33 protein-coding genes are annotated in these 25,209 nt (G+C 62.5%); 23 read left to right on the top strand and 10 right to left on the bottom strand.

The window, feature by feature from the left end; all coding sequences use genetic code 11:
• Positions 1-12: 12 nt before the first annotated feature.
• Together hisI and FKB36_RS05190 are read right to left on the bottom strand one after the other, a co-directional pair.
• Positions 13-378 (bottom strand): phosphoribosyl-AMP cyclohydrolase, encoded by a 366-nt coding sequence (gene hisI / locus FKB36_RS05195; protein ID WP_261596974.1) that lies wholly within the window; start codon positions 376-378, stop codon positions 13-15.
• Between the two features lie 5 nt (positions 379-383).
• Positions 384-1,187, bottom strand: a complete 804-nt coding sequence (locus FKB36_RS05190; protein ID WP_261596973.1) for an A24 family peptidase C-terminal domain-containing protein — start codon at positions 1,185-1,187, stop codon at positions 384-386.
• A 375-nt stretch (positions 1,188-1,562) separates the two neighbouring features.
• Between FKB36_RS05190 and FKB36_RS05185 the strand changes: the two genes are divergently transcribed.
• The 4 genes from FKB36_RS05185 (at position 1,563) to FKB36_RS05170 (ending at position 6,588) form a co-directional block, all read left to right on the top strand.
• Positions 1,563-2,201, top strand: a complete 639-nt coding sequence (locus FKB36_RS05185) for a hypothetical protein (RefSeq protein WP_261596972.1) — start codon at positions 1,563-1,565, stop codon at positions 2,199-2,201.
• A gap of 199 nt (positions 2,202-2,400) precedes the next feature.
• A complete protein-coding gene (locus FKB36_RS05180; protein ID WP_261596971.1) occupies positions 2,401-4,614 on the top strand; it encodes a type II/IV secretion system ATPase subunit in 2,214 nt (737 codons plus the stop codon).
• Complete coding sequence (locus FKB36_RS05175; protein ID WP_261596969.1) at positions 4,611-5,534, top strand: type II secretion system F family protein; 924 nt, start codon at positions 4,611-4,613, stop codon at positions 5,532-5,534. The genes FKB36_RS05180 and FKB36_RS05175 overlap by 4 nt, the downstream gene beginning before the upstream one ends.
• Before the next feature lies 1 nt (position 5,535).
• Entirely contained in the window at positions 5,536-6,588 is a 1,053-nt protein-coding gene (locus tag FKB36_RS05170; protein WP_261596968.1) for a type II secretion system F family protein, read from the top strand.
• Between the two features lie 191 nt (positions 6,589-6,779).
• On the opposite strand, the gene FKB36_RS05165 is transcribed toward FKB36_RS05170, so the two are convergent.
• Entirely contained in the window at positions 6,780-8,264 is a 1,485-nt protein-coding gene (locus FKB36_RS05165) for a cobyric acid synthase (protein WP_261596967.1), read from the bottom strand.
• Positions 8,265-8,322: 58 nt separating this feature from the next.
• Between FKB36_RS05165 and FKB36_RS05160 the strand changes: the two genes are divergently transcribed.
• From FKB36_RS05160 to FKB36_RS05150, 3 genes are all read left to right on the top strand, one after another.
• Positions 8,323-9,969, top strand: a complete 1,647-nt coding sequence (locus FKB36_RS05160) for an adenosylcobalamin-dependent ribonucleoside-diphosphate reductase (protein WP_261596966.1) — start codon at positions 8,323-8,325, stop codon at positions 9,967-9,969.
• Positions 9,970-10,010: 41 nt separating this feature from the next.
• Positions 10,011-10,316 (top strand): stress response translation initiation inhibitor YciH, encoded by a 306-nt coding sequence (gene yciH / locus FKB36_RS05155; RefSeq protein WP_011844832.1) that lies wholly within the window; start codon positions 10,011-10,013, stop codon positions 10,314-10,316.
• A gap of 128 nt (positions 10,317-10,444) precedes the next feature.
• Positions 10,445-10,780 (top strand): ribbon-helix-helix domain-containing protein, encoded by a 336-nt coding sequence (locus FKB36_RS05150; RefSeq protein WP_261596965.1) that lies wholly within the window; start codon positions 10,445-10,447, stop codon positions 10,778-10,780.
• 5 nt (positions 10,781-10,785) lie between these two features.
• Here FKB36_RS05150 and FKB36_RS05145 read toward each other — a convergent pair whose 3' ends face one another.
• Together FKB36_RS05145 and FKB36_RS05140 are read right to left on the bottom strand one after the other, a co-directional pair.
• Positions 10,786-11,046, bottom strand: a complete 261-nt coding sequence (locus tag FKB36_RS05145; RefSeq protein ID WP_261596964.1) for a hypothetical protein — start codon at positions 11,044-11,046, stop codon at positions 10,786-10,788.
• Positions 11,039-11,536: a YkgJ family cysteine cluster protein gene (locus FKB36_RS05140; protein ID WP_261596963.1), complete on the bottom strand. Its 498-nt coding sequence runs from the start codon at positions 11,534-11,536 to the stop codon at positions 11,039-11,041. Before FKB36_RS05140 ends, FKB36_RS05145 begins: the two co-directional genes overlap by 8 nt.
• 93 nt (positions 11,537-11,629) lie before the next feature.
• On the opposite strand from FKB36_RS05140, the gene FKB36_RS05135 reads away from it, so the two are divergent.
• Complete coding sequence (locus tag FKB36_RS05135; RefSeq protein ID WP_261596962.1) at positions 11,630-12,808, top strand: NDP-sugar synthase; 1,179 nt, start codon at positions 11,630-11,632, stop codon at positions 12,806-12,808.
• A 303-nt stretch (positions 12,809-13,111) separates the two neighbouring features.
• On the opposite strand, the gene FKB36_RS05130 is transcribed toward FKB36_RS05135, so the two are convergent.
• Both FKB36_RS05130 and FKB36_RS05125 read right to left on the bottom strand, forming a co-directional pair.
• Complete coding sequence (locus tag FKB36_RS05130; protein ID WP_261597229.1) at positions 13,112-13,900, bottom strand: CBS domain-containing ParB/RepB/Spo0J family partition protein; 789 nt, start codon at positions 13,898-13,900, stop codon at positions 13,112-13,114.
• Between the two features lie 67 nt (positions 13,901-13,967).
• Positions 13,968-14,438: an Hsp20/alpha crystallin family protein gene (locus tag FKB36_RS05125; protein WP_261596961.1), complete on the bottom strand. Its 471-nt coding sequence runs from the start codon at positions 14,436-14,438 to the stop codon at positions 13,968-13,970.
• Positions 14,439-14,594: 156 nt separating this feature from the next.
• On the opposite strand from FKB36_RS05125, the gene FKB36_RS05120 reads away from it, so the two are divergent.
• Positions 14,595-15,293 carry a hypothetical protein gene (locus FKB36_RS05120; protein ID WP_261596960.1) on the top strand — a complete coding sequence of 233 codons (699 nt, stop codon included), beginning with the start codon at positions 14,595-14,597 and terminating at the stop codon, positions 15,291-15,293.
• A 47-nt stretch (positions 15,294-15,340) separates the two neighbouring features.
• Complete coding sequence (locus tag FKB36_RS05115) at positions 15,341-15,619, top strand: thioredoxin family protein (protein WP_261596959.1); 279 nt, start codon at positions 15,341-15,343, stop codon at positions 15,617-15,619.
• Between the two features lie 217 nt (positions 15,620-15,836).
• On the opposite strand, the gene FKB36_RS05110 is transcribed toward FKB36_RS05115, so the two are convergent.
• Positions 15,837-16,424, bottom strand: coding sequence for an HVO_0476 family zinc finger protein (locus FKB36_RS05110; RefSeq protein ID WP_261596958.1), 588 nt, complete (start codon positions 16,422-16,424; stop codon positions 15,837-15,839).
• Between the two features lie 33 nt (positions 16,425-16,457).
• Between FKB36_RS05110 and FKB36_RS05105 the strand changes: the two genes are divergently transcribed.
• On the top strand, positions 16,458-16,898 hold the full coding sequence (locus FKB36_RS05105) for a DUF371 domain-containing protein (RefSeq protein WP_261596957.1): 441 nt from the start codon (positions 16,458-16,460) through the stop codon (positions 16,896-16,898).
• A gap of 609 nt (positions 16,899-17,507) precedes the next feature.
• On the opposite strand, the gene xseB is transcribed toward FKB36_RS05105, so the two are convergent.
• Both xseB and xseA read right to left on the bottom strand, forming a co-directional pair.
• Positions 17,508-17,693, bottom strand: coding sequence for an exodeoxyribonuclease VII small subunit (gene xseB / locus FKB36_RS05100; RefSeq protein ID WP_261596956.1), 186 nt, complete (start codon positions 17,691-17,693; stop codon positions 17,508-17,510).
• Positions 17,677-18,924, bottom strand: a complete 1,248-nt coding sequence (xseA, locus tag FKB36_RS05095) for an exodeoxyribonuclease VII large subunit (RefSeq protein WP_261596955.1) — start codon at positions 18,922-18,924, stop codon at positions 17,677-17,679. Before xseA ends, xseB begins: the two co-directional genes overlap by 17 nt.
• A 39-nt stretch (positions 18,925-18,963) precedes the next feature.
• Between xseA and FKB36_RS05090 the strand changes: the two genes are divergently transcribed.
• The 12 genes from FKB36_RS05090 (at position 18,964) to rpl18a (ending at position 25,208) form a co-directional block, all read left to right on the top strand.
• Complete coding sequence (locus FKB36_RS05090; RefSeq protein WP_261596954.1) at positions 18,964-19,788, top strand: sugar phosphate isomerase/epimerase family protein; 825 nt, start codon at positions 18,964-18,966, stop codon at positions 19,786-19,788.
• A gap of 95 nt (positions 19,789-19,883) precedes the next feature.
• On the top strand, positions 19,884-21,167 hold the full coding sequence (locus FKB36_RS05085) for a hemolysin family protein (RefSeq protein WP_261596953.1): 1,284 nt from the start codon (positions 19,884-19,886) through the stop codon (positions 21,165-21,167).
• Positions 21,168-21,181: 14 nt separating this feature from the next.
• A complete protein-coding gene (gene purN, locus FKB36_RS05080) occupies positions 21,182-21,808 on the top strand; it encodes a phosphoribosylglycinamide formyltransferase (protein WP_261596952.1) in 627 nt (208 codons plus the stop codon).
• Between the two features lie 71 nt (positions 21,809-21,879).
• The gene (locus FKB36_RS05075) at positions 21,880-22,197 is read left to right on the top strand and encodes a ribonuclease P protein component 4 (RefSeq protein WP_261596951.1); all 318 of its coding nucleotides are present in this window, start codon (positions 21,880-21,882) and stop codon (positions 22,195-22,197) included.
• On the top strand, positions 22,194-22,454 hold the full coding sequence (locus FKB36_RS05070) for a YhbY family RNA-binding protein (protein WP_261596950.1): 261 nt from the start codon (positions 22,194-22,196) through the stop codon (positions 22,452-22,454). The genes FKB36_RS05075 and FKB36_RS05070 overlap by 4 nt, the downstream gene beginning before the upstream one ends.
• A gap of 51 nt (positions 22,455-22,505) precedes the next feature.
• Positions 22,506-22,955 (top strand): 30S ribosomal protein S19e, encoded by a 450-nt coding sequence (locus tag FKB36_RS05065; protein ID WP_261596949.1) that lies wholly within the window; start codon positions 22,506-22,508, stop codon positions 22,953-22,955.
• An 18-nt stretch (positions 22,956-22,973) separates the two neighbouring features.
• Entirely contained in the window at positions 22,974-23,315 is a 342-nt protein-coding gene (locus FKB36_RS05060) for a DNA-binding protein (protein WP_261596948.1), read from the top strand.
• Positions 23,315-23,905, top strand: coding sequence for a DUF7411 family protein (locus FKB36_RS05055; RefSeq protein ID WP_261596947.1), 591 nt, complete (start codon positions 23,315-23,317; stop codon positions 23,903-23,905). Before FKB36_RS05060 ends, FKB36_RS05055 begins: the two co-directional genes overlap by 1 nt.
• Positions 23,906-23,925: 20 nt before the next feature.
• Positions 23,926-24,078 carry a 50S ribosomal protein L39e gene (locus FKB36_RS05050; RefSeq protein WP_054848054.1) on the top strand — a complete coding sequence of 51 codons (153 nt, stop codon included), beginning with the start codon at positions 23,926-23,928 and terminating at the stop codon, positions 24,076-24,078.
• A gap of 4 nt (positions 24,079-24,082) precedes the next feature.
• Entirely contained in the window at positions 24,083-24,346 is a 264-nt protein-coding gene (locus FKB36_RS05045; RefSeq protein ID WP_261596946.1) for a 50S ribosomal protein L31e, read from the top strand.
• Position 24,347: 1 nt separating this feature from the next.
• Complete coding sequence (locus FKB36_RS05040; RefSeq protein ID WP_261596945.1) at positions 24,348-25,010, top strand: translation initiation factor IF-6; 663 nt, start codon at positions 24,348-24,350, stop codon at positions 25,008-25,010.
• Positions 25,011-25,016: 6 nt separating this feature from the next.
• Positions 25,017-25,208: a 50S ribosomal protein L18Ae gene (gene rpl18a, locus FKB36_RS05035; RefSeq protein ID WP_054848057.1), complete on the top strand. Its 192-nt coding sequence runs from the start codon at positions 25,017-25,019 to the stop codon at positions 25,206-25,208.
• Position 25,209 lies beyond the last annotated feature (1 nt).

Below are 25,209 nucleotides of genomic sequence, written 5' to 3'. Positions count from 1 at the left end.
ATAGTAATGAGGTTACTCACCCTTATTAGCGTATACCTTCTCCGGATCGAAGACCTTTCCAGCGATCTCCTCACCCTCGGCCGTCCGGTAGAAGCACGATGCGTGGCCGGTATGGCAGGCGGCACCGATCTGCTCCACCTCGTAAAGGATGGCATCCTCGTCACAGTCGACGAGGATGCGCGAGATTCGTTGAACGTGCCCGCTCTCCTCCCCTTTCTTCCAGAGTTTCTGTCTGCTCCTGCTGTAATAATGTGCATATCCTGTGGTCCTGGTGAGTTCCAGCGCCTCCGCGTTCGCATAGGCGAGCATCAGGACATCACGAGTCCGTCGTTCCTGCACGATGACAGGCACCAATCCGTCCTTGAACCGTATCTCCATACTATTCACATTCCCGCGATTGCCTTCATGATTACAAAGAGGATATCTCCCATGAACAGTGCGGTCAGGAACCCCGCCGCGATCGGTATAATGAATGGAATGCCGTAGGATATCCAGACCTTGCCGGCCTTCCGGTAGAGGGCAAGTTCCCTCCGGTAGTCTTCGGGGTGCAGCCTGAGATCTTTTGTATACAGTCGCCGCTCCCCCCGCACGATGCGCCTGAGCGATTCCGTAAACCCGACGAACCGCCTGACCAGTCTGCCGTCCTCCTCCTCGATATCTTCCATGACGAAACCGAACTCGTTCTGGATACTCTTTCCATCGACGGGAAAGCCGAGGAAGAGGCAGGGCAGCGGGCCCCGGTTCCCCTCCAGGATGTTCTTCGCGAAGATTGCGACGGGTGCCGCGATATTGATGAGCACGGCGTTTGTCAGCACGCTGAACGGGAAGAACCCGAGCGGCGATGCGCCGAAGTACGGCTCGATCGGGTAGAACGGGATGCATGCGGTGATGATGATGAGGGCGTACGCGTCCGCCCCCCCGAAGAGGTTTACCGCCTGGAAGAGGTAAAAAAATCCGCAGAAGACCGCGACCAGGATGAGGTATCCCACCGCCGCCCGCCAGTCCGCGAGGATGGTCAGCCCGTACACCCAGAAGGCTGCCGGGATCGCTATCGCGAGTGCGGGACGCCAGGTCTTGTGGGGCACCCGCCGCTCCCTTGCGTCCAGGATGGACGCGTATATGAGCGTAATCCCTATTGCAGCCGCTGCAATCATGAGGGGAACACTTATCACGAGCGGAAGAATCATGGGCAGGTACCGTATTCATCTGTTATCTCTTATTTCTGGCGATCTTTCTTTGCAGAGGATCGCTGCTGTTTCGATGCATTTTCCCGGAGAATAAGGCGCGCTACGGGCAGTCCTCGCCCGCCGGGGCGGCCCGCGGGAGGCCTGGGTTCTCCAGCCCGGCGCCCTTTATGTATCGAAGATCCACCGGAGGTTACTGAGCCCAAACGCTCTCATTCCATCTTCCGGATACGCTTTTTTCTCAAGGATATCTGTTAGAATCCAGATTCAATTATCACAAGGTATTAATAATAGCATACTGATGTGATATATTGTGGTAGGGGGTAAAAAACCCCTTTCCGGCATATAATCTACAAAATACCGTACCTGAAGATCTGCATGGAAATACACGACCTTATGGGCGAGATCCTTCGACAGTCAACGAGCGACGGACACTTCACGCTTGATGAGCTGTTGCGCTACACCAACAGCAGTCCCATGACTGGAATAGGGGTCTTCGAGGAGAAGGAACACTCGTTCTTCCTGTTCATCTCCGGGGGCGAACCGGACGGCGCCATGTTTGTCGATGCGAAGGGAACACTCTTTGGAGACTCGGCCATCCTGCGCCTGACCGGGGAGGAGGAGTTCGAGCTCTTCACGGTGGCACCGTCGATCGTCGATGCGCTGGTCTCACGGTGCAGGATCTTCGACAAAAGCCACCTGAAGAAGAATGGCCGCCTCGAGATCCCGACCGTCGGCACCGCTACTCAGCAGCGGATAGGAATGCTCTCCCTGATCGTGCGCGACGGCCGGATGCCGCTTGCAGGCGCCCACGTCGCGATCCGGAAAGGCAAACTCGTCATGACGAGCGACGTGACGGATTCCGAAGGAAAGGTCTGTTTTCGGCTGCTCAACGGACGCTACATGTGCGTGGTCTCGGATAGGATTGGAGAGCGGGCACGGCGCATCGTTGAGATCTATGAACCTCAGGTAGAAGCGTACGTTGATATTGGGGGCACAGAGGATGAGTTCAGGTGAAGATGAAGAACGTGAATTGATAGCAGCAGTCAGGGGCCTTCTCTCACAACCCGGGAATCTGGGGGTTAGTGACGGAAGAACCACGACGGAGACCGTCGATGCGGGCTTGCCGCCCCGGTCTTCGGGGGAGGATGTGCAGAAAGAGACGGTCCTGGAGGTTCGAAGGCCAATCGTTGATGAGCAACCGGAGCCGCCCCCCGTGCAACAGAGCACGGATATCCGTTCGCTCATCGACGCGGCGGCGAGGTCGGACAACTCCGCCGAGAACGATCCCGTCCGTGCGCTCCTCGAGCGGATCGGCCGGAGCGATCCGGGCGGCGCCGAAGAAGCCGTCTCCGCCCCGGCCGTAGAGACGGACGAGCTCCCTCTAAGTCCGGAGATGCCGGCCGACCCGCCGGCGGCGGCCGAGGTGCTCGCTGCAAAACCGGACGCGCCGGGTTCCGCCCCGCGGTTTCATGTCCCCGCGGGAATCCTCGATCGGGTGAAAGGATGGCGGGAAAGCGTGGAATCCGAGACCCCGAAAGAGAACCCCCCCATCGTGGAGGCGGTCGATGACCCCGAAGAAGAGGTCTCCGACGGTGTGGTCACGGTCGAGGAGCTCGGGACCCTGGCGGACCTGATCCTCCCGAAGAGCGCGACGTTCACGATCGAAGAACTGAGCATCAACCGTGGCGAGAACCGGTTTGATTTTGCCGATAGCGCCCGGGTCGTATCGGAGTTTGACGACATCTTCTCTCATTCCTTCTCCTCCACTTCGGTTGCTGCGGCCGCCGCACAGGTGGTGACCCCGGTCGAAGAGGCTCCCCGGTCGCGGTTCGGGTTCCTCAGCAAACTCCAGGTGCCGAAGACCGGCGCCGTGGTCGAGGAATATAACCCTGCATTCCACGGCCCGCTCGTCGATCTCGTTATGCGACCGTCACCGGGACTTGAGGAGATCGAACTCTACCCGGTGAACGAACCATATGCCTACGTCCGGGTGACCTATGACGGCACGACGCACGAGTATACCTACCACGTCATCGAGCCCATACTCACACCCGGGGAGCAGGTGCTCTTCGCGGAGATCAAAGAACGACTCTTCGAGACGCTCACCATCAGTTCTCGTGACCTCACCCGCGAAGAAGCCCGCGTCGCGCTCCGCGATGCGGCGAACACGATCATCGCCGACTACGGGATCCGGCTCGACCCGCTCGGGCGCGAGAAGATCCTCTATCATATCGAGAAGGAGTTCCTCGGCGACGGGCTGATCGACCCGGTGATGCACGACAAGTACATCGAGGATATCTCCTGCGACGGCGTGAACAGCCCCATATTCGTCTATCACACGACGTACGAATCGATGAAGACGAGCCTTGTCTATCACGATCATGTGGAACTCGACTCGTTCGTCACGAAACTTGCCCAGCGGGCCGGGAAATACATCTCCATCGCCGAGCCGATGCTGGACGCCACGATGAGCGACGGATCGCGTATCCAGATGACGCTCGGGGAGGAAGTGACCGCACACGGCTCGACGTTCACGATCCGTAAGTTCCGGGAGGAGCCGATCACGCCGACGGACCTCATCGAGTGGCACACCTTCTCGCCGCTCGGGATCGCGTTCATCTGGCTTGCGGTCGAGAACGCCAAGTCCTGCATCTTCGCCGGCGGGACGGCGTCCGGGAAGACGACGACCCTGAACGCCATATCGCTCTTCATCCCGCCGCTCGCGAAGATCGTCACCCTCGAGGATACCCGTGAACTGAAACTCCCTCACCCGAACTGGATCCCGAGCATCACCCGCGACTCGTTCTCGCAGGACGGGCGGGGCGAGATCGATATGTACGAACTCCTGCGCGCCGCTCTCCGGCAGCGTCCGGAGTACATCCTGGTCGGTGAGGTCCGTGGCAAGGAGGCCCTGACCCTCTTCCAGGCGATGAGCACCGGCCACGTCACCTACGCGACGATGCACGCCGACTCGGTGGCGAGCGCCGTCCACCGTCTGGAGAACCCGCCGATCGACGTGCCGAGAAACATGCTCTCCGCCCTCTCCCTGATGTCCATCCAGGTGCAGGCCCGTATCGGCGGCCAGCGGATCCGGCGCAACAAGCAGCTCATCGAGATCCTGGACATCGATCCCCGGACGAACGAACTGATCACGAACGAGGTATTCCGGTGGCACCCGGCAACCGATGAGATCCGGTATTCTGGCAAATCCTACATCCTCGAACAGATCATGGAAGACCGGGGCTGGAGCGAGGAGCGGATGCGTGAAGAGCTGAAACGACGGCAGGAAGTCCTTGAATGGATGCGCATCAAGAAGATCCGCTACTTCAAGGACGTGAGCAAGGTCCTGGTCTCCTACTTCCGCGATCCGGAGACGGTCGTCCAGCGGGTGCGCTCAGACCTCTACGGGGAGGGTGGTTCCGTATGAACGGTTACGAACGGTTCTGCTTCAACCTGATCGGACACAGCATGAAGGAGAAGCGGGGGGACTACATCAGCCTCAGAAACGATATGATGGGGGCCCGGATGACAACCCCGTTCGAGGCATATATCTCGACTGCGTACGTCTCCTCGATCATCGTGGGGCTGGCCGCTGCCGTGCTGATCGGGCTTCTGACCTACCTCCTGCGCGTCCCGGAGATGATCGTCTACCGCGGGGCGGTCCCGCAGTTCCTGTACGCGTTGAACGACCACAAGATGCTGCTCGGCACCGTCGCCATCACGGCCATCTCGCTCCTGATCTTCGGTGGGGCAACCTACCTGATCTTCCTCCTCTATCCCGGTATACAGGCGGGAGAGCGCCGCCGCAACATCGACGCCACCCTCCCGTACGCCATCAACTACGTCACCGCCATGTCTTCGGCCGGGATCACCCCCGACGAGGTCTTCCGGCTGCTTGGCCAGAGCACGATCTACGGCGAGAGCGCTGTCGAGGCGCGCTACGTCTCCCGGGAGACCGACTTTTTCGGGAAGGATCTCCTCGAGGCCCTGCGTTCGGTCTCGCAGGCGACGCCGAGCGAACGGATGCGGGAGTTCCTGCAGGGGGCGATTGCGAGCATCTCCAGCGGGAGCAACCTCACGGAGTACTTCCGCACCAAGGCTCACCAGTATACGCTTGAGAACAATCAGCAGCAGAAGACGTTTTTAGAGACGCTCGGGCTGATCGCGGAGTCTTACGTCACTGCGATGGTTGCCGGTATGCTCTTTCTGATCATCCTGCAGTCGATCATGACGCTCATCTCCGGCGACTCGAATCCGTTCTTCCTCTACATCATCATCTACCTGATCGTCCCGTTCGGGAGCATGATGTTCATCATCCTGATCAGTTCTATGACCCCGGAGGTGTGATATGGGATTTAAAGACCTTTTCAACGATTTCTTAAACCGGAAACCCACGGATGGAGAGGTGGCTCCGGTGGACGACGGCCCGGACTCCGAGCGGTTCGTAGAGCAGGACCAGGAGATCTTCGGCAGGGTTGAGAACCGGCGGAAGTACCAGGAAGGGTTTTACCGGTTCCTCAAACACCCGCTCCAGGTGATGATCGAGGAGCCCTACACCGCCCTCTTCATATCCGTTCCGCTCGCGCTTCTCCTCTTCATCGGCGGGTTCGTGAGCACCGTCGCGTCCTACGGTATCGGCGCCCTCTTCACGACGACGGTCATCGACGACTACTTTGTCTTTGCGCTCCTCATCGCCATCGTGCCGCTTGCTCTCCTGGACTTCAAGGAATCGTGGCGCATATCGAGCGTCGAAGCATCGCTCCCGAACTTCTTCCGCGATGTTGCCGGGATGAACGACTCAGGTATGACGCTTCCGCATGCCATCCATATCGTCTCGGAAGGCGAGTATGGGGCGCTCACGCCGCATATCCGTAAACTGGATACCGAGATGTCCTGGGGCGTCCCGTTCGTGGAGGCCATCAAGCGGTTCGGGGAGACCGTGAAGACCCCGCTCGCGGAACGGAGCGTCGACCTGATCGCCCACGCGAGTTCCGCCGGCGGCGACGTGAGCGAGGTGCTGCGGGCGGCGGCACACGACGCCTACGAGTTCTTCAACCTGCAGTCGGAGCGCAAGAGCGGGATGATGATCTACATGATCATCGTCGTGATGTCGTTCTTCGTCTTCCTCTTCGTCATCGGGGTGCTCTCGGGCACATTCCTCACCACGATGGCGGAGGCGGGCGAGGCGGTGGCTGCGTCGGGCTCAAGCTCGGCCCAGTCGTTCATGGGCAACGTCGACCTCTTCCTCTACAACCGGATCTTCAGCCACTCGGCTCTGATCCAGGGGTTCTTCTCGGGGCTTGCAGCGGGCATCATGGGCGAAGGCCGGGTGGTCGCGGGGCTGAAGTACTCGGCGATCATGGTGCTTATTGCCTGGATTGCGTTCCGGTTCTTTATCTGAATGGGCCGGAGCGGGTTCTCTCTTTTTGACGGCCGGGTTGCCGGCGTTTGAGGTGCAGTTCTCCACCGGGAGTGGAGGAAAAGGCGCAATCCCGGCACTTCCCGGAGCACGGTTTTCCCCCGACAATGCCCGGGCACTGCCCTTGCCCCGGGGTGCGGATGAGGCTTTCCACAAAGGAGAAGTGGTGACCCCTACCCCGCCCGCTCCCCATCCCGGAACCACGCCATAATCGCCTCCATATCCACGTGCTCCTCGAAATGCCGGGCGAGTTCATCATACGCATCCGCGGCCCCGAGGGCGCCTCCGCTCGCCTCCGCGACCGGCCGGAAGGCTATACCCCGGCGCTCCGAGAGGTAGGCGAGGAGGGCGTTTACGGCGCCGGTGTTTCGGAAGAGGCCGTGCATATACGTCCCGAAGACCAGGCCGTCGGGGGTCGCGACCCCCTCCCCGACGAACGCCTCGGGGAGATCTCCGCGCTCCGTCTCGCCCATGTGGATCTCGTAGCCCTCCACCTCCCCCATCGCCGGGAGGATGGGGCCGGGGCCGGTCGCCCGGCGTCTGACCTGCACCGTCGTCTTGCGGTAGCCGGTAAACGCCGTCACGACGTCGAGGAGCCCAAACCCACGGTACTCCGCGGGGGTCTCCGACTCGATCCCGGAATCAACGATCCGGCTCCCGAGCATCTGGTAGCCGCCGCAGATCCCGATGATCGGGACGCCCCGCTCCCGGGCGTCCCGGAGTTCTTCCCCGACGCCATGGCGGTTCAGCACGTCGAGATCCTCGACAGTGTTCTTCGTCCCGGGAAGGATGATGCAGTCGTAGCCGGAGAGCGGCGCGCCGGCCGGGACGTAATCCACCGCCGCGTGCTCTTCGAGGAGTTCGAAGTCGGTGAAGTTCGATATCCGGGGGAGGCGGAGGACGGCGATCCTGACCGGGCTGGCGGTCCCCCTCTCGCCTTTATCGGCGATCGAGAGTGAGTCCTCACTCGGGAGGGGGATGTCGGCGAAAGGAACCACCCCGAGCACCGGGACGCCCGTGAGTTCCTCGAGTTTCGTGACGCCCGAGGCGAAGAGGCCGGGATCTCCCCGGAACTTGTTGACGATCACGCCGGCGACGAGCGGCCGGATATCCTCCGGGAGGAGGGCGAGCGTCCCGTAGACCTGGGCGAAGACCCCGCCCCGCTCGATATCGGCGACCAGGAGGATGGGGAGGCGGAGCGAGCGGGCGAGCCTGATGTTCGCGATGTCGCGGTCGTAGAGGTTCACCTCCGCCGCTCCCCCGGCACCTTCCACCACCACGTTCCCGAACCGTCCCTGCAACCGCTCGAACGCGGCGACGGCCTCGGTGAGAAGCGTATCGGTCTCTCTGTAGTAGTCCCGGATCTGCACATCCTTATACGGTCGGCCGAGGAGCACCACCTGCGAGACCGAATCTCCCCTGGGCTTGAGGAGGACCGGGTTCATGTCGGCCTCCGGCTCGACTCCGGCCGCGAAGGCCTGGACTGCCTGGGCGATCCCGATCTCGCTCCCGTCGGCCGTGACGTAGGAGTTGAGGCTCATGTTCTGGGATTTGAACGGCGCAACCGGGATCCCGCGGCGGTAGAGCGCACGGCAGAGCGCCGCGACGGTCACGCTCTTGCCGACATGGGATGCAGTTCCAAGCACAATAAGAGACATTAACGGCAGAAGAGTTGGACACGACGGGTTATTAAGGGCGGGGTTTTATCTGTAGCGTATGGAGATCTCAGCGCAAGGTCGCCTCCTCCTGGAGAGCCGCTACCTCCTCCCCGGCGAGACGCCGCACGATCTCTTCTCCCGGGTCGCCGGCGCCGTGGGCGGGACGGGACGGTCGCGTGAGTTCTTCTCGCTCCTCTCGTCTCTCCTCTTCCTCCCGAACTCCCCGACCCTGATGAACGCGGGCACCCCCGCCGGGCAGCTCTCGGCCTGCTTCGTCCTTCCCGTGGAGGACACGCTCGAAGGGATCTTCGGGACGCTCGGCCACATGGCGCTCATCCACCAGTCCGGGGGAGGGACCGGGTTCTCGTTCTCCCGCCTCCGGCCCCGGGGCGACGCTGTCAACGCCGTCAGGGGCGCCGCAACCGGGCCGGTCTCGTTCATGCGGGTCTTCGATGCGGCGACCGGGGCGGTCAGGCAGGGCGGCCGGCGGCGGGGGGCGAACATGGGGGTGCTCGCGGCCTCCCACCCCGACATCGAGGAGTTCGTCGCTGCGAAGCAGGACGGGGGGCTCTCGAACTTCAACATCTCGGTCGGCGTCGACGAGCGGTTCTTCTCGTGCCTTGCGGCGGGGAAGGCGTATGACCTCACGAACCCCCGCGACGGCACAGTGTGGAAGAGCATCGACGCCCGAGCGCTCTGGCGTCTCATCGCCGCGTCCGCCTGGGCTACCGGCGAGCCCGGGGTGCTCTTCCTCGACGAGATCAACCGCAGGAGCACCACCCCGCACCTCGGCCGCATCGAGGCGACGAACCCCTGCGGCGAGCAGCCGCTCCACCCCTACGAGAGCTGCAACCTCGGGAGCGTCAACCTCGCCCGGTGCGTGAGAAAGAATGACCTCGACGAAGACCTGCTCGCGAAGGTCGTCCGTTGCGGCGTCGACTTCCTGGACGCGGTCATCGACGTGAACCGCTTTCCTCTCCCCGAGATCCGGGAGAAGACCCTGTCGACCCGCAAGATTGGCCTCGGGGTCATGGGGTTCGCCGGGGCGCTCATACGCCTCGGGATACCCTACGAGTCGGATGAGGCGCTCCGGTTCGCGGGGAGCCTGATGGAGCGCATCCAGATGACCGCCCGGGAACGCTCGGAGGAGCTCGGGAGGGAACTTGGATCGTTTCCAGCAGTCGAAGGCTCGGTCTTCTCAGGGGAGATGCGAAACGCCACTGTCACCACCATCGCCCCCACAGGCTCGATCCACCTCATCGCCGGCACAACGAGCGGCATCGAACCGGTCTTCTCGCTCGCCTACGACCGGACGATCGACGGCCGGCGGGTCAGCGTCGCGAGCGACCTCGTCGCCGGGTTTCTGCCGAAGAGGGTCGGCGGGAGAGACGTGGCGGATCACGTCCGCCGCCACGGCACGGTCGCCGGCCTCCCCCTCGACGATCATGCCCGCGACCTCTTCAGGACGGCGACCGAGATCGCACCGGAGCACCACGTCCGGATGCAGGCGGCGTTCCAGAAGCACGTGGACAACGCCGTCTCCAAGACCGTGAACCTGCCACAGAGCGCAACCGTCGATGAGATCGCCAGCGTCTTTTCCCTCGCCCACGACCTCGGGTGCAAGGGCACAACCGTCTACCGCTACCGGAGCAGGCCTGACCAGATATACTCGCTAGGGTGCGATCTCTGCCGGATTGACGGATGACATGCCAAACAATATATAACGAGAGCTAAAAGGTACATGCAATGAACGGTGGGATATGTCCGACTTGCGGACTGCCAAAAGAACTGTGTATCTGTGAAGAAGTAGCAAAAGAACAGCAGAGAATCAGCGTAAAGATAAACAGGCGCCGGTATGGAAAGGAAGTCACGGTCATCGAAGGTCTCGACCCCTACGACATCGATCTCGAAGACCTCTCCAAGTTCCTGAAGGCGAAACTGGCCTGCGGCGGCACGGTCAAGGACTCCTCGATCGAACTGCAGGGCAACCATCGCGAACGGGTGAAGGACCTGCTCGCCCAGAAAGGATACAACATGGAAAATATCAGTTGACCGGGCTCTCCTCGGCAGAGGACCCGGACACTTTTTTTGAAAGACACTGCATCGGATGAGGCTCGCCCTTCTCCGGGTGGGAGACACTATAATCAGCGGATAGGTACAATACAGGAGGTGGACGACCTATGGTGATGAGATGTTCGTTTGCGCTCGATCCCGACCTGATGGAGCAGATCGATCAGTTCGCCAGAGATCACGCGTTCGAGAGAAACGAGGCGATCCTCGAGTTGATCGAGGCCGGTCTCGCCTCCAGGGAGGCGGGGGCGGCGACGGTCCGGCAGCCGCGGACGTCCGAGGAGTTGAACCGGCTCCAGCAGGAGCTTGAGGGCGTCAAAGCTGTCCTTACCGAGCTCAGGAACGAAGTCCGGCTGGTCCACCACACGATCGAGACCGACTGGAACAACGAGGCGAAGGGCGTTCCGTTCCAGACGAAACATCCCTGGGAATTCTGGCGGAAGTAGCCCGGTCAGCTGATGATGGTTGCGATGCTCCGAAACCCTTCTCCTCCGGTATCGTCGCAGAGAACCGCCTCGACCTTCGTCATATCGATATCGGGTGCGTCGCGGCACCGGCTGCAGTAGGCCCGTGCCGGCGACGGCAGTTCCTTTCCTCTGACCACGACGCGGGAAGAGTGGACGCAGAGCCGGCACTGCTCGACGGGAACGCTCTCTTTCTCCGTGCACCGGACCCGGCCCCGGACGACCGTAAGGCGCCGCGATTCACTCATAGGCCTCGACCCGGTATCCCGCCCGGCCGAGGATCGCGCCGACCTCGCTCTTCCAGGCGGTATCGTCGTCGGTCGCGAGCCCTGCGACCCCCTCCTCCCAGCACCGGCGGAGGGCGGCATCGGCGGTCTCGAGGCTCCTCCTCCCCTTCACCCTCCCGACCTCCTGGCCGGCGGGATCAAAGATCCGCATGGTGCAGCAGGAGTACGACCGACAGATCAGCGGGCGGCTGTTGTGGATGGTGCAGACGTATTTCCCCCTCTCCTCCGGGAGGGGCCGGAGGAACGGGCACCAGGAGCGGTGCTTCTCGTTTTCAGTGGTATCCCTGAAGGCGTCGAGGAACCGCTCCTCCACCCGGGCACGGAACGTGCCGCCGACGATCTTCTGCCGGCAGAGGAAGTCGCGGCTCGTGAGCCTCTTCTCGACCTCGATGAGCGCATCGCCTGCGTGCATGCAGCACTTCCCACAGAGGTTACATTCAAACGCCGTCATCCTGTAGATCCTCTCTGCAGCAGAGAATAAAGGTTCGCGGGAGAGGGCATATTCATCCCAAGGGTTAAATCGATACGCGCACAAGGAAGAGCTATGAAGGTGTGCATAATGTGCGGAGGGGAGGGCACACGGCTCCGCCCCCTCACATTCGGGCGTCCAAAACCGTGTATTCCGATCGTCAACAAACCCTCCATCCAGCACCTGGTCTCACACCTTGCGAACCTCGGGTTCAACGATGTGGTGATCACCCTCGGCTACATGAGCGACGCCATCGAGGCGGCCCTCGGGGACGGGTCGCTCTTTGGGGTCAACGTCACCTACGTCCACGAAAAGACGAAACTCGGGACGGCGGGAAGTGTCAAGAACGCCCAGAAATACCTTGAGGAGCAGCCGTTCCTGGTCGTCGGCGGCGACCACGTGGTGGGCCTCGACCTGCTTGAGTTCTACCGCGAGCACCTCAACAACGACACGATCACCACCATCGGCCTCATCAGCATCGACGACCCGACGGAGTACGGGATCGCCGAGATCGATGCGGACTACCAGATCAAACGGTTCAAGGAGAAGCCGAGCCCGGGCGAGATCTTCTCGAACCTCGCGAGCACCGGGATGTATGTCTGCGACCCGGAGATCTTCGATCACATACCGACCGGCGAGAAGTTCGACTTCGCCCGCAACCTCTTCCCCGAACTGATGGAGAAGGGCTATCCCCTCAAAGCCTGGCTTGCCCGCGGCAACTGGTCGGACGTGGGCAGCCCCCGGTCGCTTCGCGAAGCCGAACGATGGAAACTGCAGGATATCGGGTTCACGAACATCTCCGGCGACCTCTACATCAAGGGCGCCCGGGTCCTCGGCCCGGTGCAGGTGGGGAGCTGCGTCTCGGTTGCGGCGAACTCCCGGGTGATCGGGCCGGTCGCGATCGGCGCCGGAACGATCATCGAGGAGAACGTCATCATCGGCCCGTATACGAGCATCGGGGAGGGCTGCATCGTCAAGAAGAACGCGAAGATCTTCTCCTCGTCGATCTACAACCGGGTGATCGTCGGCAGCGACAGCACGGTGAGCGGGAGCATCATCGACAACGATACCCTCATCGGCAGCGGGTGCAACATCGAGCACGACACGGTCATCGGGCCGCATGCGGTCCTGAAGAGCAACGTCGTCGTCCACTCGGGAACCCGGCTCTGGCCGGAGGTGATCATCCCCGAGGGGACGGTCGTCAAAGAGCATGTCCTGAACGAGGACTACGATACCCGGACGGAAGGGTCGTAGAGTCCGGGCACCCGCGGGTTACCGTATCGGCGATGCCCTGACCCGATCTCCGGGCTGAAAAAGACTGAAATCCCGGCTTTGTTGAAATCCTCTCCCGGAGGACGAATCATCTCCGGGTGATTCATACCTCGACGACTCACGCGAAGCCGCAAAGTCGCGAGGGGAGACTGTCAATACCCATCCAGACTTCGCTCCTTCGCGCGAGACCACATCACCGACCTATACCGGCAACCGGGTGTTATCCAGAGGCTGGGGAAAGCGTTTCAACAGGGCTGAAATCCCCTCCCTTCGCGGAGGGCCCCCTCACCCGTGCCGCACAAGCCGGTGGGTCAGCGCGACGAGGGGATGGCGGGCGTAATCGAGCACCTTGATGTCGTCGAGCGTCTTTAAGTTCAGCGTCTTAGCCGTCCGCTCCATCCCGAGCTCGATGTTCTCCCTGACCTCGATGATGTAGGCGTCGAGGTTCGCGATCCCGAGCCGTTTGGCCGCGATCGCACGGTGGTGCCCGTCGACCAGGATCCAGCGGCCCGGTCGCCTGACCACGATCAGGGGTTCGGCAAGCCCCTTCTTGATCTCGTACATCCGCCCCTCCAGTTCGTCCTCGTAGATCTTCGACTGGGTGGGCAGGAGGTCGTTGATCGGGACGGAACCCCTTCTCAAGGCCGGCTCGACCCCGTAGAGTTTCTTCAGGGTCTCGATGAACTTGAAGACCTTCTCCGGCGAGACGTGCTCGATCTGCGACCGGATGACATCGGCGTTCGACATGATCCCGATGAGCTCGTTCTTCTCGTTGACGACCGGGAGTTTCTGTATGCCGGAGCGGAAGATGACCCGGGCGGCGTCGTTCACGCTCATCTCCGGGTCGGCGACGATGAGGTGGCGGGACATCACCTGCTCCACCGGCGTCGACGGATGGGCAAAGAGGAGGTCCCGTGCCGATATGTAGCCCACCACCTCTTTTGAGTCCCCCAAGACCGGAAAACCGTCGTGGTGCGTCCGCTTAATGGCTTCGATGACATCCCGGACCGTCCCGTGGGCGTTGACGGTGACGACGTCGTAGGTCATGTAATCCTTGACCTGCTTCCTATCCATCATGATAGTGTCACGCTGGTCTGAGATGAAATGTTCGGTCGAACCCGGACCGTACACCAAAAAATGGTTACTCAATGGGGATCGTGGTCCCGGTCTCGGTCGGCGCTTTCTTCAGCCGGACTTCGAGAACCCCGTTCTTGAACGACGCGGCGGAGCCTTCCTCGGTCACTTCCGCCGGAAGCAGCACCATGCGGCTCATCTGGCCGTAGATCCGCTCCCGCATGAAGAAATCGCGCCCCTCATCCCCGGTCTCTTCCGTCCGCTTGCTGCTGATCTCCAGGTGATGGGGATCGGCGAGCCGGACGGCGACGTCCTCTTTCTCGACGCCGGGGAGATCGGCAACGACGATCACCTCGTCCTCATGGTCGCGGACGTCCACGCGGAAGTCACGGACCGCCGGGACGACCCGGCCCCGGACCTCTTCTCCACGCGCGCCGATCCCGCCGAGCATGGACTGGAACCTCCCCTCCATCTCGGCCATCAGGTCGTCGAAGTCCTGCCATATTGTGCGGTATGGTCCTCGGTCTATTCTTGCCATTGTAATCACTTCTGTAAACCCGGATCGCCCCGGATGACCGGGTTGTCCGGGCCTAACCTTTAGGTAGTGGTGATATACTATAAATGTATCTGGTGAGGCCCCGATCCCCTCCCGGAAGATACCATTTTATTTCACCAAACGGCGATTGTACTCATAATGAAAAAGACACAGCAGAATACCTCGAAGGACGACAACTCCCCGTGGATGAAATGGGGCTACGTGGGTATTGCCCTTCTGGTTGCGGTTGCCATGGTCGGCACCTACCTCGCCCCGATGTTCGAGAGTAAACCGGCTGCCCAGGTAGGAAACACGGCGGTGATTGACTATACGGTTCTCGGTGAGGACGGGCGCCCGCTCATCACGACCGACCAGAGTCTCCTTGAGAGCGAGTACCAGAAGGGGAACGTTGTCCTCCTGACCCAACGCCTGGAGATGCCCGTCGGCGGCCAGGTCTCGGGCGAGAATATCGCCGTCATCCCGGTGCTGCACCCACAGATCAGCGGCTTCTCGGGATTCGGCCTGCTCGGGTTTGAAACCAACGCAATCTCCGTCGGGCTCGTCGGGATGCGGGCCGGCGAGACGAAGACGATCAGTTTCTCCTACGGGGAAAACGACCTCGCCATGAACCTGAGCGAAGAGGACGCCACCGGCATCGGCCTCAACTTCACGGAGGCGGCGGTGGGCGACCTTGTTCCGCTCGGGCTGACGACGACGCCGGATATCTCCCTCGGCAACGAGAGCAACGAGACGCCTGCGCTGCGCTTCGGCAAGGTCATCGCCAAGAACCCCGACTCGATGACGATCGCGCACCGCTACGGCAGCGCCCGGGTCACGCTCGGCGCAATAACCGGGTGACGGCACCCCCCCACAGTTTTTTATAATCTCCCTGCGACCTCGCCTACATGGCGGTAAAGGTGATCAGTTTTTACCAGGAAGGATGCATGGGGTGCGATGAGCAGACCCCGATCCTTCGCGAGGCCGAGAAGGAACTCGGAATCGAGATAGAAGAGATCGATGCCGTGAAGAACCCGGAGTTTATCCAGAAGTACCGTCTCCGGGTGACGCCGACGATCATCGTCCTCGACGGCGACGAGGTCAGAGAACGGATGGAGGGGCTCGTCCACCGGGAAGACCTTGAGGCGGCGGTCCGGCGTCACCTCCCCGAACCCCTGCCCCGTTGAGGGGCCGGTAAAGATTGAAAAGGTGCAGACAACGATACGGCCTCGCGCGAAGAACGCGAAGCCGCGAAGGGGCGTTTCTCGTAGGGAACGGAGTTTAAGCAACTGTCAGGTTATGAAAGGAGGTCGGTTGTTTGACCCCGGGTCTCTCTCCTCAAAACGTTAGCGAAGTACCGGGTCTGCCGTTATGATTCTCAGCCGGCAGCCCTCTCCGGTCGGGTCACCTCCGGGTGCGGCCTTCGAGATACCCGTAGATCCGCTTCACCCTGCGGGCAAACGTCTTCCACCCTTCTTTTCGTATGACCGGGCCGTCGCGGAGTTTGATGTGCGAGATCCTGACCCGCCGGCCGCCGAGGGTGTAGGTCTCCCCGACGATGAACTCGTCCTCGCCGTCGGCGGCCTGGTAGAGCGGGATGGTCGTGCGTCCGGTATGGACCGACGCCTTCACCACGACCTGCTCGATCCCCCGCGTCCAGATGGTCGTCACCTCAGAGGCCGCCGCTTTGCGGACCCGTTTCGGTCCGACCTCGATGCCGGTGACCTCGACGCCGAAGACCTCGTCGCCGCACTCCGCGGCGATCCGGTCGCCGATGGAGACCGTCTCGTCGTCGAACATCTCAACGCTGCAGACCGTCGACTCCGTCTCCTGGCTCACGATGGCCTTGATGGTAAGGATCTCGGGTTCGGGCGGCCTCGGTACCCGGTGGACCTGGCCGCACTCGCTGCACTGCACCACCAGTTCGGCGGCTTCCCGGAGAACCTGGTGTTCGCACTCCTCTTTACAGACGGGGCAAACGATGTCGATCATTCATTAGCAATAGCGTCCCTCTCCTAATTAAGCATGAAGGCACGGGATGTAGTGCGGGCGCGGGGGCACCCGCTTGTTCAGGGTAGCCACCGGACGACGTTCGAGGTGACAAGAGACGAGACGCTGACCGAGACTGGGGACTGCATCATCGCCGTCGGGGCCGACAAGGGCGCCGCCGATCTCGATTCCAACCTCAGGGCGCTGCTCTGCGACGACCGGACGGTGCTGACTACCCGTCTTACCGCGGGGGGCGAGACCGTCGAGGTCCGCTCAAGGGGCAGCGCGGCGTTCACCCTGGATCACCCCGCCGATCTCGTCTGGCGGCGGAGCGACTTCGTCTCCGACCGGACGGTGGGCATCCGCTCCGACCGCACCGCGGCGACCCTCCCCCGGGAGTTCATCGAGGCGCTCCGCCGGGAAGAGGAACTGGTCGTCGAACTCGAAGCGGAGGTGCCGGAGGACGACGGGGAGTAGGGTTGGGGCTCCGAAGGGAGGACCTTACGCGATAGAGACGGGGGGGGCATGCCCCCCTCCCCGTCGGCCCCACCCCCAATGGCGATATCCCCACGGTCCACTGCATGGGAAGGCCCAGGGGAAGAACCCGGCACGGCTTTCCACCGGCTATCGCCACGGACTGCCCCCGCCCCTTGTGGGCGGGGGAGGAGGCCGAAGGCCGGGCGGGGTGGGGGCTATAGTTATCCGGGATTGGTAGAGACAGGGGAGGGGGCATGCCCCCTCCCCGTCGGCCCCTCCCCCAGTGGCGATGCCCCCATGGTCCACTGTATGGGTAGTAATCGGAAAAGGGCTGTTATTCGGCTGGCTCCCGGAACACGGCTTTCCACCGGCTATCGCCACGCACTGCCCCGCCCCTCGTGGGCGGGGGAGGAGGCCGAAGGCCGGGCGGGGTGGGGGCTACAGGTGCCCGCGTAAAAGATAGAGACAGGGGAGGGGGTATGCCCCTCCCCATCGGCCCCTCCCCCAGTGGCGATACCCCCACGGTTCACTGCACGGGGAGATGCCGGGAAAAATAGTGTATGCTCCCGGATACAACTCTCCACCGGCTGCGCGGTGGGTTCTACCGCTTTACCGGTCGCGACCGAGTTCGGTGAGTTTCATCTCGGCCGCCTCAAGGAAGTCCTCGCACTGTTTGACGAGGAGCGCGCCCCGCTCGTAGATGACGATGCTCTCCTCAAGGCTCGTCTCACCACCCTCGAGTTTCCGGACAATCCCCCGCAGTTCTTCCAGGTTCTCTTCAAAGGTCTTCGTCATACGTTATCTCCTCCACGACGGCGACCGCCCGGCCGTCCATCATCCTGATCGTCACCCGCTCGCCCGGCGCGAGGCTCGCGGCACTTCTTGCAATTCTCCCGTCCGCCTCGACGATGCAGTATCCCCGCTCCAGGATCGCAAGCGGGTTCTGCCCGCTAAGGCTCGCCCGGACCTCCGCGAGGGCGGCCCGTTCCCGCTGCACCCGTCCGGCCGCCGCCCGCCTGAGCAGTTCCTCGTGCTCGGCGAGGCGCTGCATCCGTTCGTTGATGCGGCGCGAAAGCCGCCGGGGGTGCATGCGCTCCCGGAGGTCCTCGACCTCGCCCGCCGCGGCGGCGACGCGGTGGAGGAGGAGCGAGCGCATCCTCTCCTCGAACCCGGCGAGTTCCCGGAGCACCTCCCGGCGCTCCGGCACCGCCCGTTCCGCCGCTGCGGAGGGCGTCGGCGCCCGGAGGTCCGCGGCGAAGTCGCAGAGGGCGGTGTCCACCTCGTGCCCGACGGCGCTGATCACCGGCGTCCTGCACCCCGCGACCGCCCGCACGACGTCGGGATGGTTGAAGGGGAAGAGGTCCTCGAAACTCCCGCCCCCGCGCCCGACGATGATCACGTCCACCAGCCCGTCGATCCGCCGGATCGCCTCCGCGATCTCGGCGTGCGCCCCCTCGCCCTGGACGGCCGTCGGGGAGAGGATCACCTCCGCCGGGTAGCGCCGGGAGATGACCGAGCGGATGTCCGCGAGCGCCGCGCCGGTCGGGGAGGTGACCACGCCGATCCGCTGCGGGAAGGCGGGCAGCGCCCGTCTCCGCTCCGGGGCAAAGAGCCCCTCCGCATCGAGTTCCTTCTTCCAGCGCTCGACCATGAGGTGCCGGGGACCGGCACCTGCCTGACGGAGTTCCCTGACGATCAGCTGATACTTCCCGTGGGGCTCGTAGACCTCCACGGTCCCCAGGGCAAGGACGTCCATCCCATCCCCCGGCGCGAACGTGAGCCCCGCGGCGTAAGAGCGCCACATGGCGCAGTTGATCAGGGCAGAGTCCCGCCCGTCTCTCTCCGAGAGCGAGAAGTAGCGGTGGCCGGAGGCGTGGTTCTTGTAGTTGGTCACCTCCCCCCGCACCCAGATCTGGTGCAGCCGGGCGTCGTCGAGGAGGTCGCAGATGAGCCCCGAGACCTCCGAGACCCCGAAGATCGGGGTTCCGAACTGTTCCGGGCCGGTGGAATGACCGCCGATCATCATCACAATCTATTAGGCCGATCGGTTATATCAAGTAGTGTTATGGGCCGTTTCGCCGTCTCGACCATGTTCTTCCACGAGTACCCCTGCGACTATATCTTCGACTACGTCGCTGAATCCGGCCTCGGCGGCCTCGAATTCTGGGTCGAGACGCCCCACTTCTGGCTCCGCGACCGCCCTGAAGACGAACTCGCCGGTTGTATCGCCGCCCACCCGGAACTCTCGCCGATCACCGTCCATGCCCCGACGCTGGACCTGAACCCCTGCTCCATCAACCCGCGAGTCGCCGATATATCGGTCGAGTACACCATCGAGGCCATCCAGATGGCGGAACGGATGGGTGCAGCGGTCGTCACCGTCCACCCCGGGAAGAGGACGGCAAAACGGCACCCGAGCGCCTACGACTACCGGCGGTTCGAGGCGTACATCGCCCGGCTCCGCGAAGCCGCCGAGGGGACGCGGGTGAAAGTGGCGATCGAGAACCTGGAGCCTCGGGTCAACGCTCTCCTCTCCACGGCGGAGGATGCGGCCGAGGTGCTCGAGCGGGAACCCTGGCTCTGGTTCACGCTGGATATGGGGCATGCCATGATGACGTCATCGGTGGAGGCGACCCGGTTCATCGATCTCTGCATCGAGCGGATGGTGAACGTCCACGTCAGTGCGCTCGGCGGCAACGGGCGGCCCCACCACCCCATCCACGGCGACCTGCCTGCGACCCGGGTGCTTGAGGACCTCGCCGACCGGGGCTACGACGGATACCTCACCCTGGAACTCGAGGACCTGGTCTTTCCCGGAGCGCTCTCGTCCGAAGAGAAGGTCGTGCTTCTTTCCCGGGAATCGGAGGCGCTACGAGAGGCGTTCTCGTGATGCGCTGGTTTTATATCATCTGCCTACGACATAGTTCATATAATCCCGGTGATCAATCAATCCCGGATGTTGCCGCTTGATGCGGCGTGGAGTCAATGGTAGTCGTAGACTTTCTCACCATAGGGATCATTTTATTCATTGTTTGTCTGCTCCTTTCGGGCTTCTTCTCGAGTTCGGAAGTCGCCCTCATATCGATAACCCGGACGAAAGTCCGCGCTCTCGTAAACCAGGGTCGAAAAGGAGCGGAAGCACTCGATGCGCTGAAACGATCGAACGATACTATAGCCCTCACCACCCTGATCGGGAACATCATTGCGAACGTCGCGGTAGCGGTGCTCGCGACCGCGATCGCCGTCACTCTCTACGGCACCGCCACCGGCATCGCGATAGCGGCCGTCGTCACGGTGCTCCTGCTTCTGGTCTTCGGTGAGATCGGGCCGAAGATGTACGCGTCCCGCCACACCGAAGACGTCGCGCTCCGCGTCGCCCGGCCGATCCTCTACTTCTCGAAGGTTCTCTACCCGGTGCTCTGGGTCTCGGACCGGATCAAGGGGCAGTTCGCCTTCAGGCCCGGCGTGACCGATCCGACCGTCACCGAGGCGGAGATCAAGGAGTGGATCGACGTCGGCGAGGAGGAGGGGACGATCGAGGAGGAGGAGCGCGACATGCTCTACTCGGTGCTGCGCTTTGGAGACACGACGGTTCGCGAGGTGATGACGCCCCGGGTGGACGTCGTCATGGTCGAGGACGTCGCCACGCTCGAGGGTGCCCTTGCCATCCTCAACGAGACGGGGTTCTCCCGGATCCCCGTCTACCATGAGCGTATCGACAACATCGTCGGGCTCCTGAACGTGAAGGACGTCTTCTCGGCGGTCTTCCGGCAGCAGACGAGCGCGACGATCGCGAACCTGATGTATGAACCCTACTTCATCCCCGAGAGCAAGAAGATCGACGAGCTCTTGAAGGAACTCCAGGTGAAGAAACAGCACATGGCGGTCGTTCTCGACGAATACGGGTCGTTTGCCGGGATCGTGACGGTCGAAGACATGCTCGAGGAACTGGTCGGCGAGATCATGGACGAGTTCGACGAGGAGGACCCTGAGGTGCAGCAGATCGAGGACGGCGTCTACCTGGTCGATGCGCGGACGTGGGTGGAGCACATCAACGATGACCTGGAGTTGTCCCTCCCGCTGACGGACGCCTACGAGAGCATCGGCGGCCTCGTCATCGAACGGCTGGGCCACATCCCCCGCCGCGGCGAGGTGGTCAAGATCGAGGAGAGCAACATCACGCTGGTGGTGATGCAGGTGCGGGGCCGGCGGCTCGTCAAGGTGAAACTGATCGTCGCCCCCCGGAACGGGCAGGGCGAGGCCCGGTAGAGGAGTCGATACATATGCGTCGAGAGATGTCTGTTGATAAGAAACGGATTGCGTTCCTCGTCTCGGGGAGAGGATCAAACTTTCAGGCGGTGGCCGATGCCGTCGCGGCCGGGGATATCCCCGGGATCTGCGTGGGCCTCGTCACCGACAACCCGAAGGCCTACGCGATAGAGCGGGCGAGACGTGCCGGTGTCCCGGTGACGGTCGTCGACTATGCGCGGTTCCCAACGAAGGCCGCCTACGAGGAGGCGCTCATCGCCGCGATGCGGGGCTGCCGGGCAGACCTCTTCGTCCTCGCGGGCTACATGCGGATCCTCGGGCCCGGTATCGTCCGCGAGTTCTCGGGCCGGATGATGAACATCCATCCCGCCCTGCTCCCGGCGTTCTCCGGCCTGCACGCGCAGCGGCAGGCGATCGAGTACGGGGTGAAGGTCGCGGGCTGCACCGTCCACCTGGTCGACGAGGGGCTGGATACCGGCCCCATCGTCGTCCAGAGGTGCGTGCCGGTCCTCCCGGACGACGACGAGACGGCGCTCGCCGACCGGATCCTCGCCGAGGAGCACGAAGCCCTCCCGCTTGCGGTGAAACTCTTCTGCGAGGGGCGCCTCGAAGTCGATGGCCGCCGGGTGCGGGTCCGCTGACCGCGACTATCTACCTGCTATATATTCTCGCGCCTCCAATCTCAAGACCCACCACTGAGACGGATCGCACCATGGCAGACACTACACGAAGATCAGGCTCCCGGAGACTTGCTCGCGAGAGGATCGCCGTCCTCTTTGCGCGTGCCGCGGAGTTCTACCCGGAGAATCCCGGCTGGAGCAACCGGTGCGTGGAGCTGGCCCGCAGGATCGGCATGCGCCACCGGGTCCGGATAGAGCGGCCGCTGAAGCGCCGTTTCTGCCGCCGGTGTTACGCCTACCTCGTCCCGGGGTCGAACGCGCGTGTCCGGGTTCACCGGGGCCGTGTGGTCGTCACCTGTCTTGCCTGCGGGCACCGGTCACGGTTCCCGGTCGGGAGGCCGCAAGAATGAGCAGAGAGTCATACCAGGATCTCAAGCCCACCATCTGGGTCGGGAAACGCGGCATCACGAACGTCATGATCGACGAGATCCGGCGGCAGCTCAAGGACCGGAAGGTCGTCAAGGTGAGATGGCTCAGGAACACCGAGGTCGATCCCGAGGAGATAGCGGCATCGGCCGGGGCGGTTCTGGTCGAGGTCAGGGGGCGGACGCTCGTCCTTGCGGAGCGCCGGAACCGATCGCCCGGGCACAATCCTCGAAATATATAAAACATCACTGGACGAATATGTAAAGACTGTTAGCGAGAGTGAGGTTCATCTATGACGACTGTATATGACATCCCTGCCGATATGCTCATCCGGCAGGTGGCAGAAGAACTCAAGAAAAATTCGCAGATTCAGCCCCCCGACTGGGCCGCTTTTGCAAAGACGGGGGTATACAAAGAGATGCCCCCCGAGAATGACGACTGGTGGTACGTGCGTACGGCGGCGGTCTTCCGGAGAATCTACACCGACGGCCCTGTCGGCATCCAGAGGATGCGTTCCGCCTACGGCGGCAGTGCCAACCGCGGTTCGGCTCCGAACCGGTTCAAACGTGGAGGCGGGTCGATCGTCAGGAAGATCTTCCAGCAGCTCGAAGCGGCCGGATACGTCGCTCACGGTGTTGGGGGACGGACGGTGACCCCGGCAGGCAGATCCTTCCTCGACAACGTAGCAAACGGCCTCAAATCCGAGGCCGCGAAAGCTGCCCCCGGCCTTGCGAAGTACTGATCTCCGGAGGCATGACTGATGGTAGACGACGAACTCGCTGAACTGCGCCGCCGCAGACTGGAACAGATGCAGCGGCAGCAGGGGATGGATCAGCAGGCTCTGGAGGAAGAGGCCGCACGCCAGCAGCAGATGGATGCACAGATCCGCGCCGCGCTCCTGGAGATCCTGGAACCTGAAGCGAGGGAGCGGCTCAATACCATCAAGTTGACCCGGCCGGAGTTTGCAAAAGCGGTTGAGCAGCAGCTGGTGATGCTGGCCCAGAGCGGCCGTGTCCGGCAGCGGATCACCGACGAGCAGCTGAAAGCCCTGCTTGCCCAGGTGACGCCGGCGAAGAGAGAGTTCAGGATTACGCGGAAATAATGGAAGCAGGTGTGCTCTTCTCGGGTGGGAAAGACAGCGCGCTCGCGGCGATCATGCTCGCGCGCGATTACGGCGTGGAACTGAATACCTGTGTATTCGATCCCGACCGTGAGGTCCCGGAGGTGCGGGCCGCAGCGGCTGCCCTGGGCCTTCCCTTCAGGAGAAGGGTGCTCGGAAGGGACCTGCTTTCTGAGGCCGTCGACCTGCTCCTCTCGTGCGGATATCCAAACGACGCGATCGACCTGGTTCACCGGACGGCGGTCGAGACCCTTGCGGCCGAGTATGCGGTGGTCGGCGACGGCACCCGCCGGGAGGACCGGGTCCCCCGGCTCGAACGCCCCGAGGTCCAGCACCTGGAGATGACCACCGGCTGCTCTTACGTCCGGCCGCTCCTCGGCTACGGGAAGACCGAGGTGGAGCGGCTCTGTAAGCGATTGCTCGTGGTGCGGTACGGGGAGACGGGCAGCATCGGGAACGGCGACTACGAAGGGGAGATCAGGAGCGCCCTTTGCGCCCGCGGTATCGACCCGGCGCCGTTCTTTCCCTCCGGTCACCTGCAGTCGCTGGTGGTTGCTCTGAGAGATACCTGAATATTACGAGTGTGGAAACTATGAGTAAATTGATGAAGGGCCGGAAGATCCGGCTGGCAAAGGCATGCGAGCAGAACCGCCGCGTGCCGGCATGGGTGATGATCAAGACCAACCGTGCGGTTGCGTCCCATCCGAGGCGGCGCAACTGGCGCCGGAGTTCCCTGAAGGTGTAAGGCTATGGCAGAAGCATTGAAGGAGCATATCTATATCATCCCTCTGCGTGAGGTGAAGCGTTCTCCCCGGTGGAAGCGGGGGAACACTGCGATCAAGGACATCAGGGCGTTTCTCGAGCGGCACATGAAGAGCGAGGACGTCAAACTCGACCAAAGCATCAACGAGAAGGTCTGGGAGAACGGCAGTTCCAAGCCCCCGAGAAAGATTCGCGTCCGCGCGATGAAGTTCGAGGACGGGCAGGTCCAGGCCGAGCTCGCCGAGGAGTGAAATGACAGGGACGATCGATCTCACCGGCGATCCGAACATCGGCGTTTATGCCCGGGTATTTGAGGATATAGCGATCGTCTACCCGGGGGCGCCCGAGGGGTTCACCGCGACCCTTGCACAGGAACTCGATATCGAGATCGTGAGTACCTTCATCCAGGGAAGCAGCATCATCGGTTCGCTCGTTGCCGGTAACAGCCGGGGCCTGGTCGTCAGCGGCCTTGCCACCGACGCTGAGCTCTCGGTCCTGAGCGAGTACCGGGACATTTTCCTGCTCGAGGGAGCCATGAACGCGGCCGGCAACGTCATTCTTGCAAACGATTACGTTGCCGCCGTCCACCCCGAGATGGAGTTCGATGTTGCCGAAGAGATCGGATCGTTCCTCGGGGTGCCGGTGGTCCGGCTGACGCTCGGCGGCATCAAGACCGTCGGCATGGCCGGGTTTGCGACGAACAAGGGTATCCTTGTCCACCCGAGGGCCAACGATACGGAGATCGCGAACCTCGAGCGGGTGGTCGATCTCCCGATCGGCCTCGGGTCGGTCAACATGGGCGGCGGTCTCGTGGGTACCGGGCTCCTTGCAAACAGCAAGGGGTACGTCGCAGGATCCGCCACGACCGGGTTCGAGCTGGGACGGATAGAAGAAGTCTTTGGATTTTTGGAGTGATACAACATGGAGAACCAGATGTTTGAAGTTGTAGGCGCGTGCAAGATCAACAACGAGTGGAAACCGTACCGCAAGGTCATCGGCGCTCTGAACGAGAACCTGGCAAAAGAGAAGGTTCTTGCCGATATCGGGAGCAAACACCGCCTGAAGAGAAGTTATATCTCGATCGAATCGGTTAACGTAGTAGCTGGTGAATGAC

The sequence above is a fragment of the Methanoculleus formosensis genome, assembly GCF_025384765.1.
In the GTDB taxonomy this organism is placed as follows: domain Archaea; phylum Halobacteriota; class Methanomicrobia; order Methanomicrobiales; family Methanoculleaceae; genus Methanoculleus; species Methanoculleus formosensis.
Note: the sequence above shows the minus strand (reverse complement) of the source record. Positions and strands in the feature narration are given on the sequence as shown.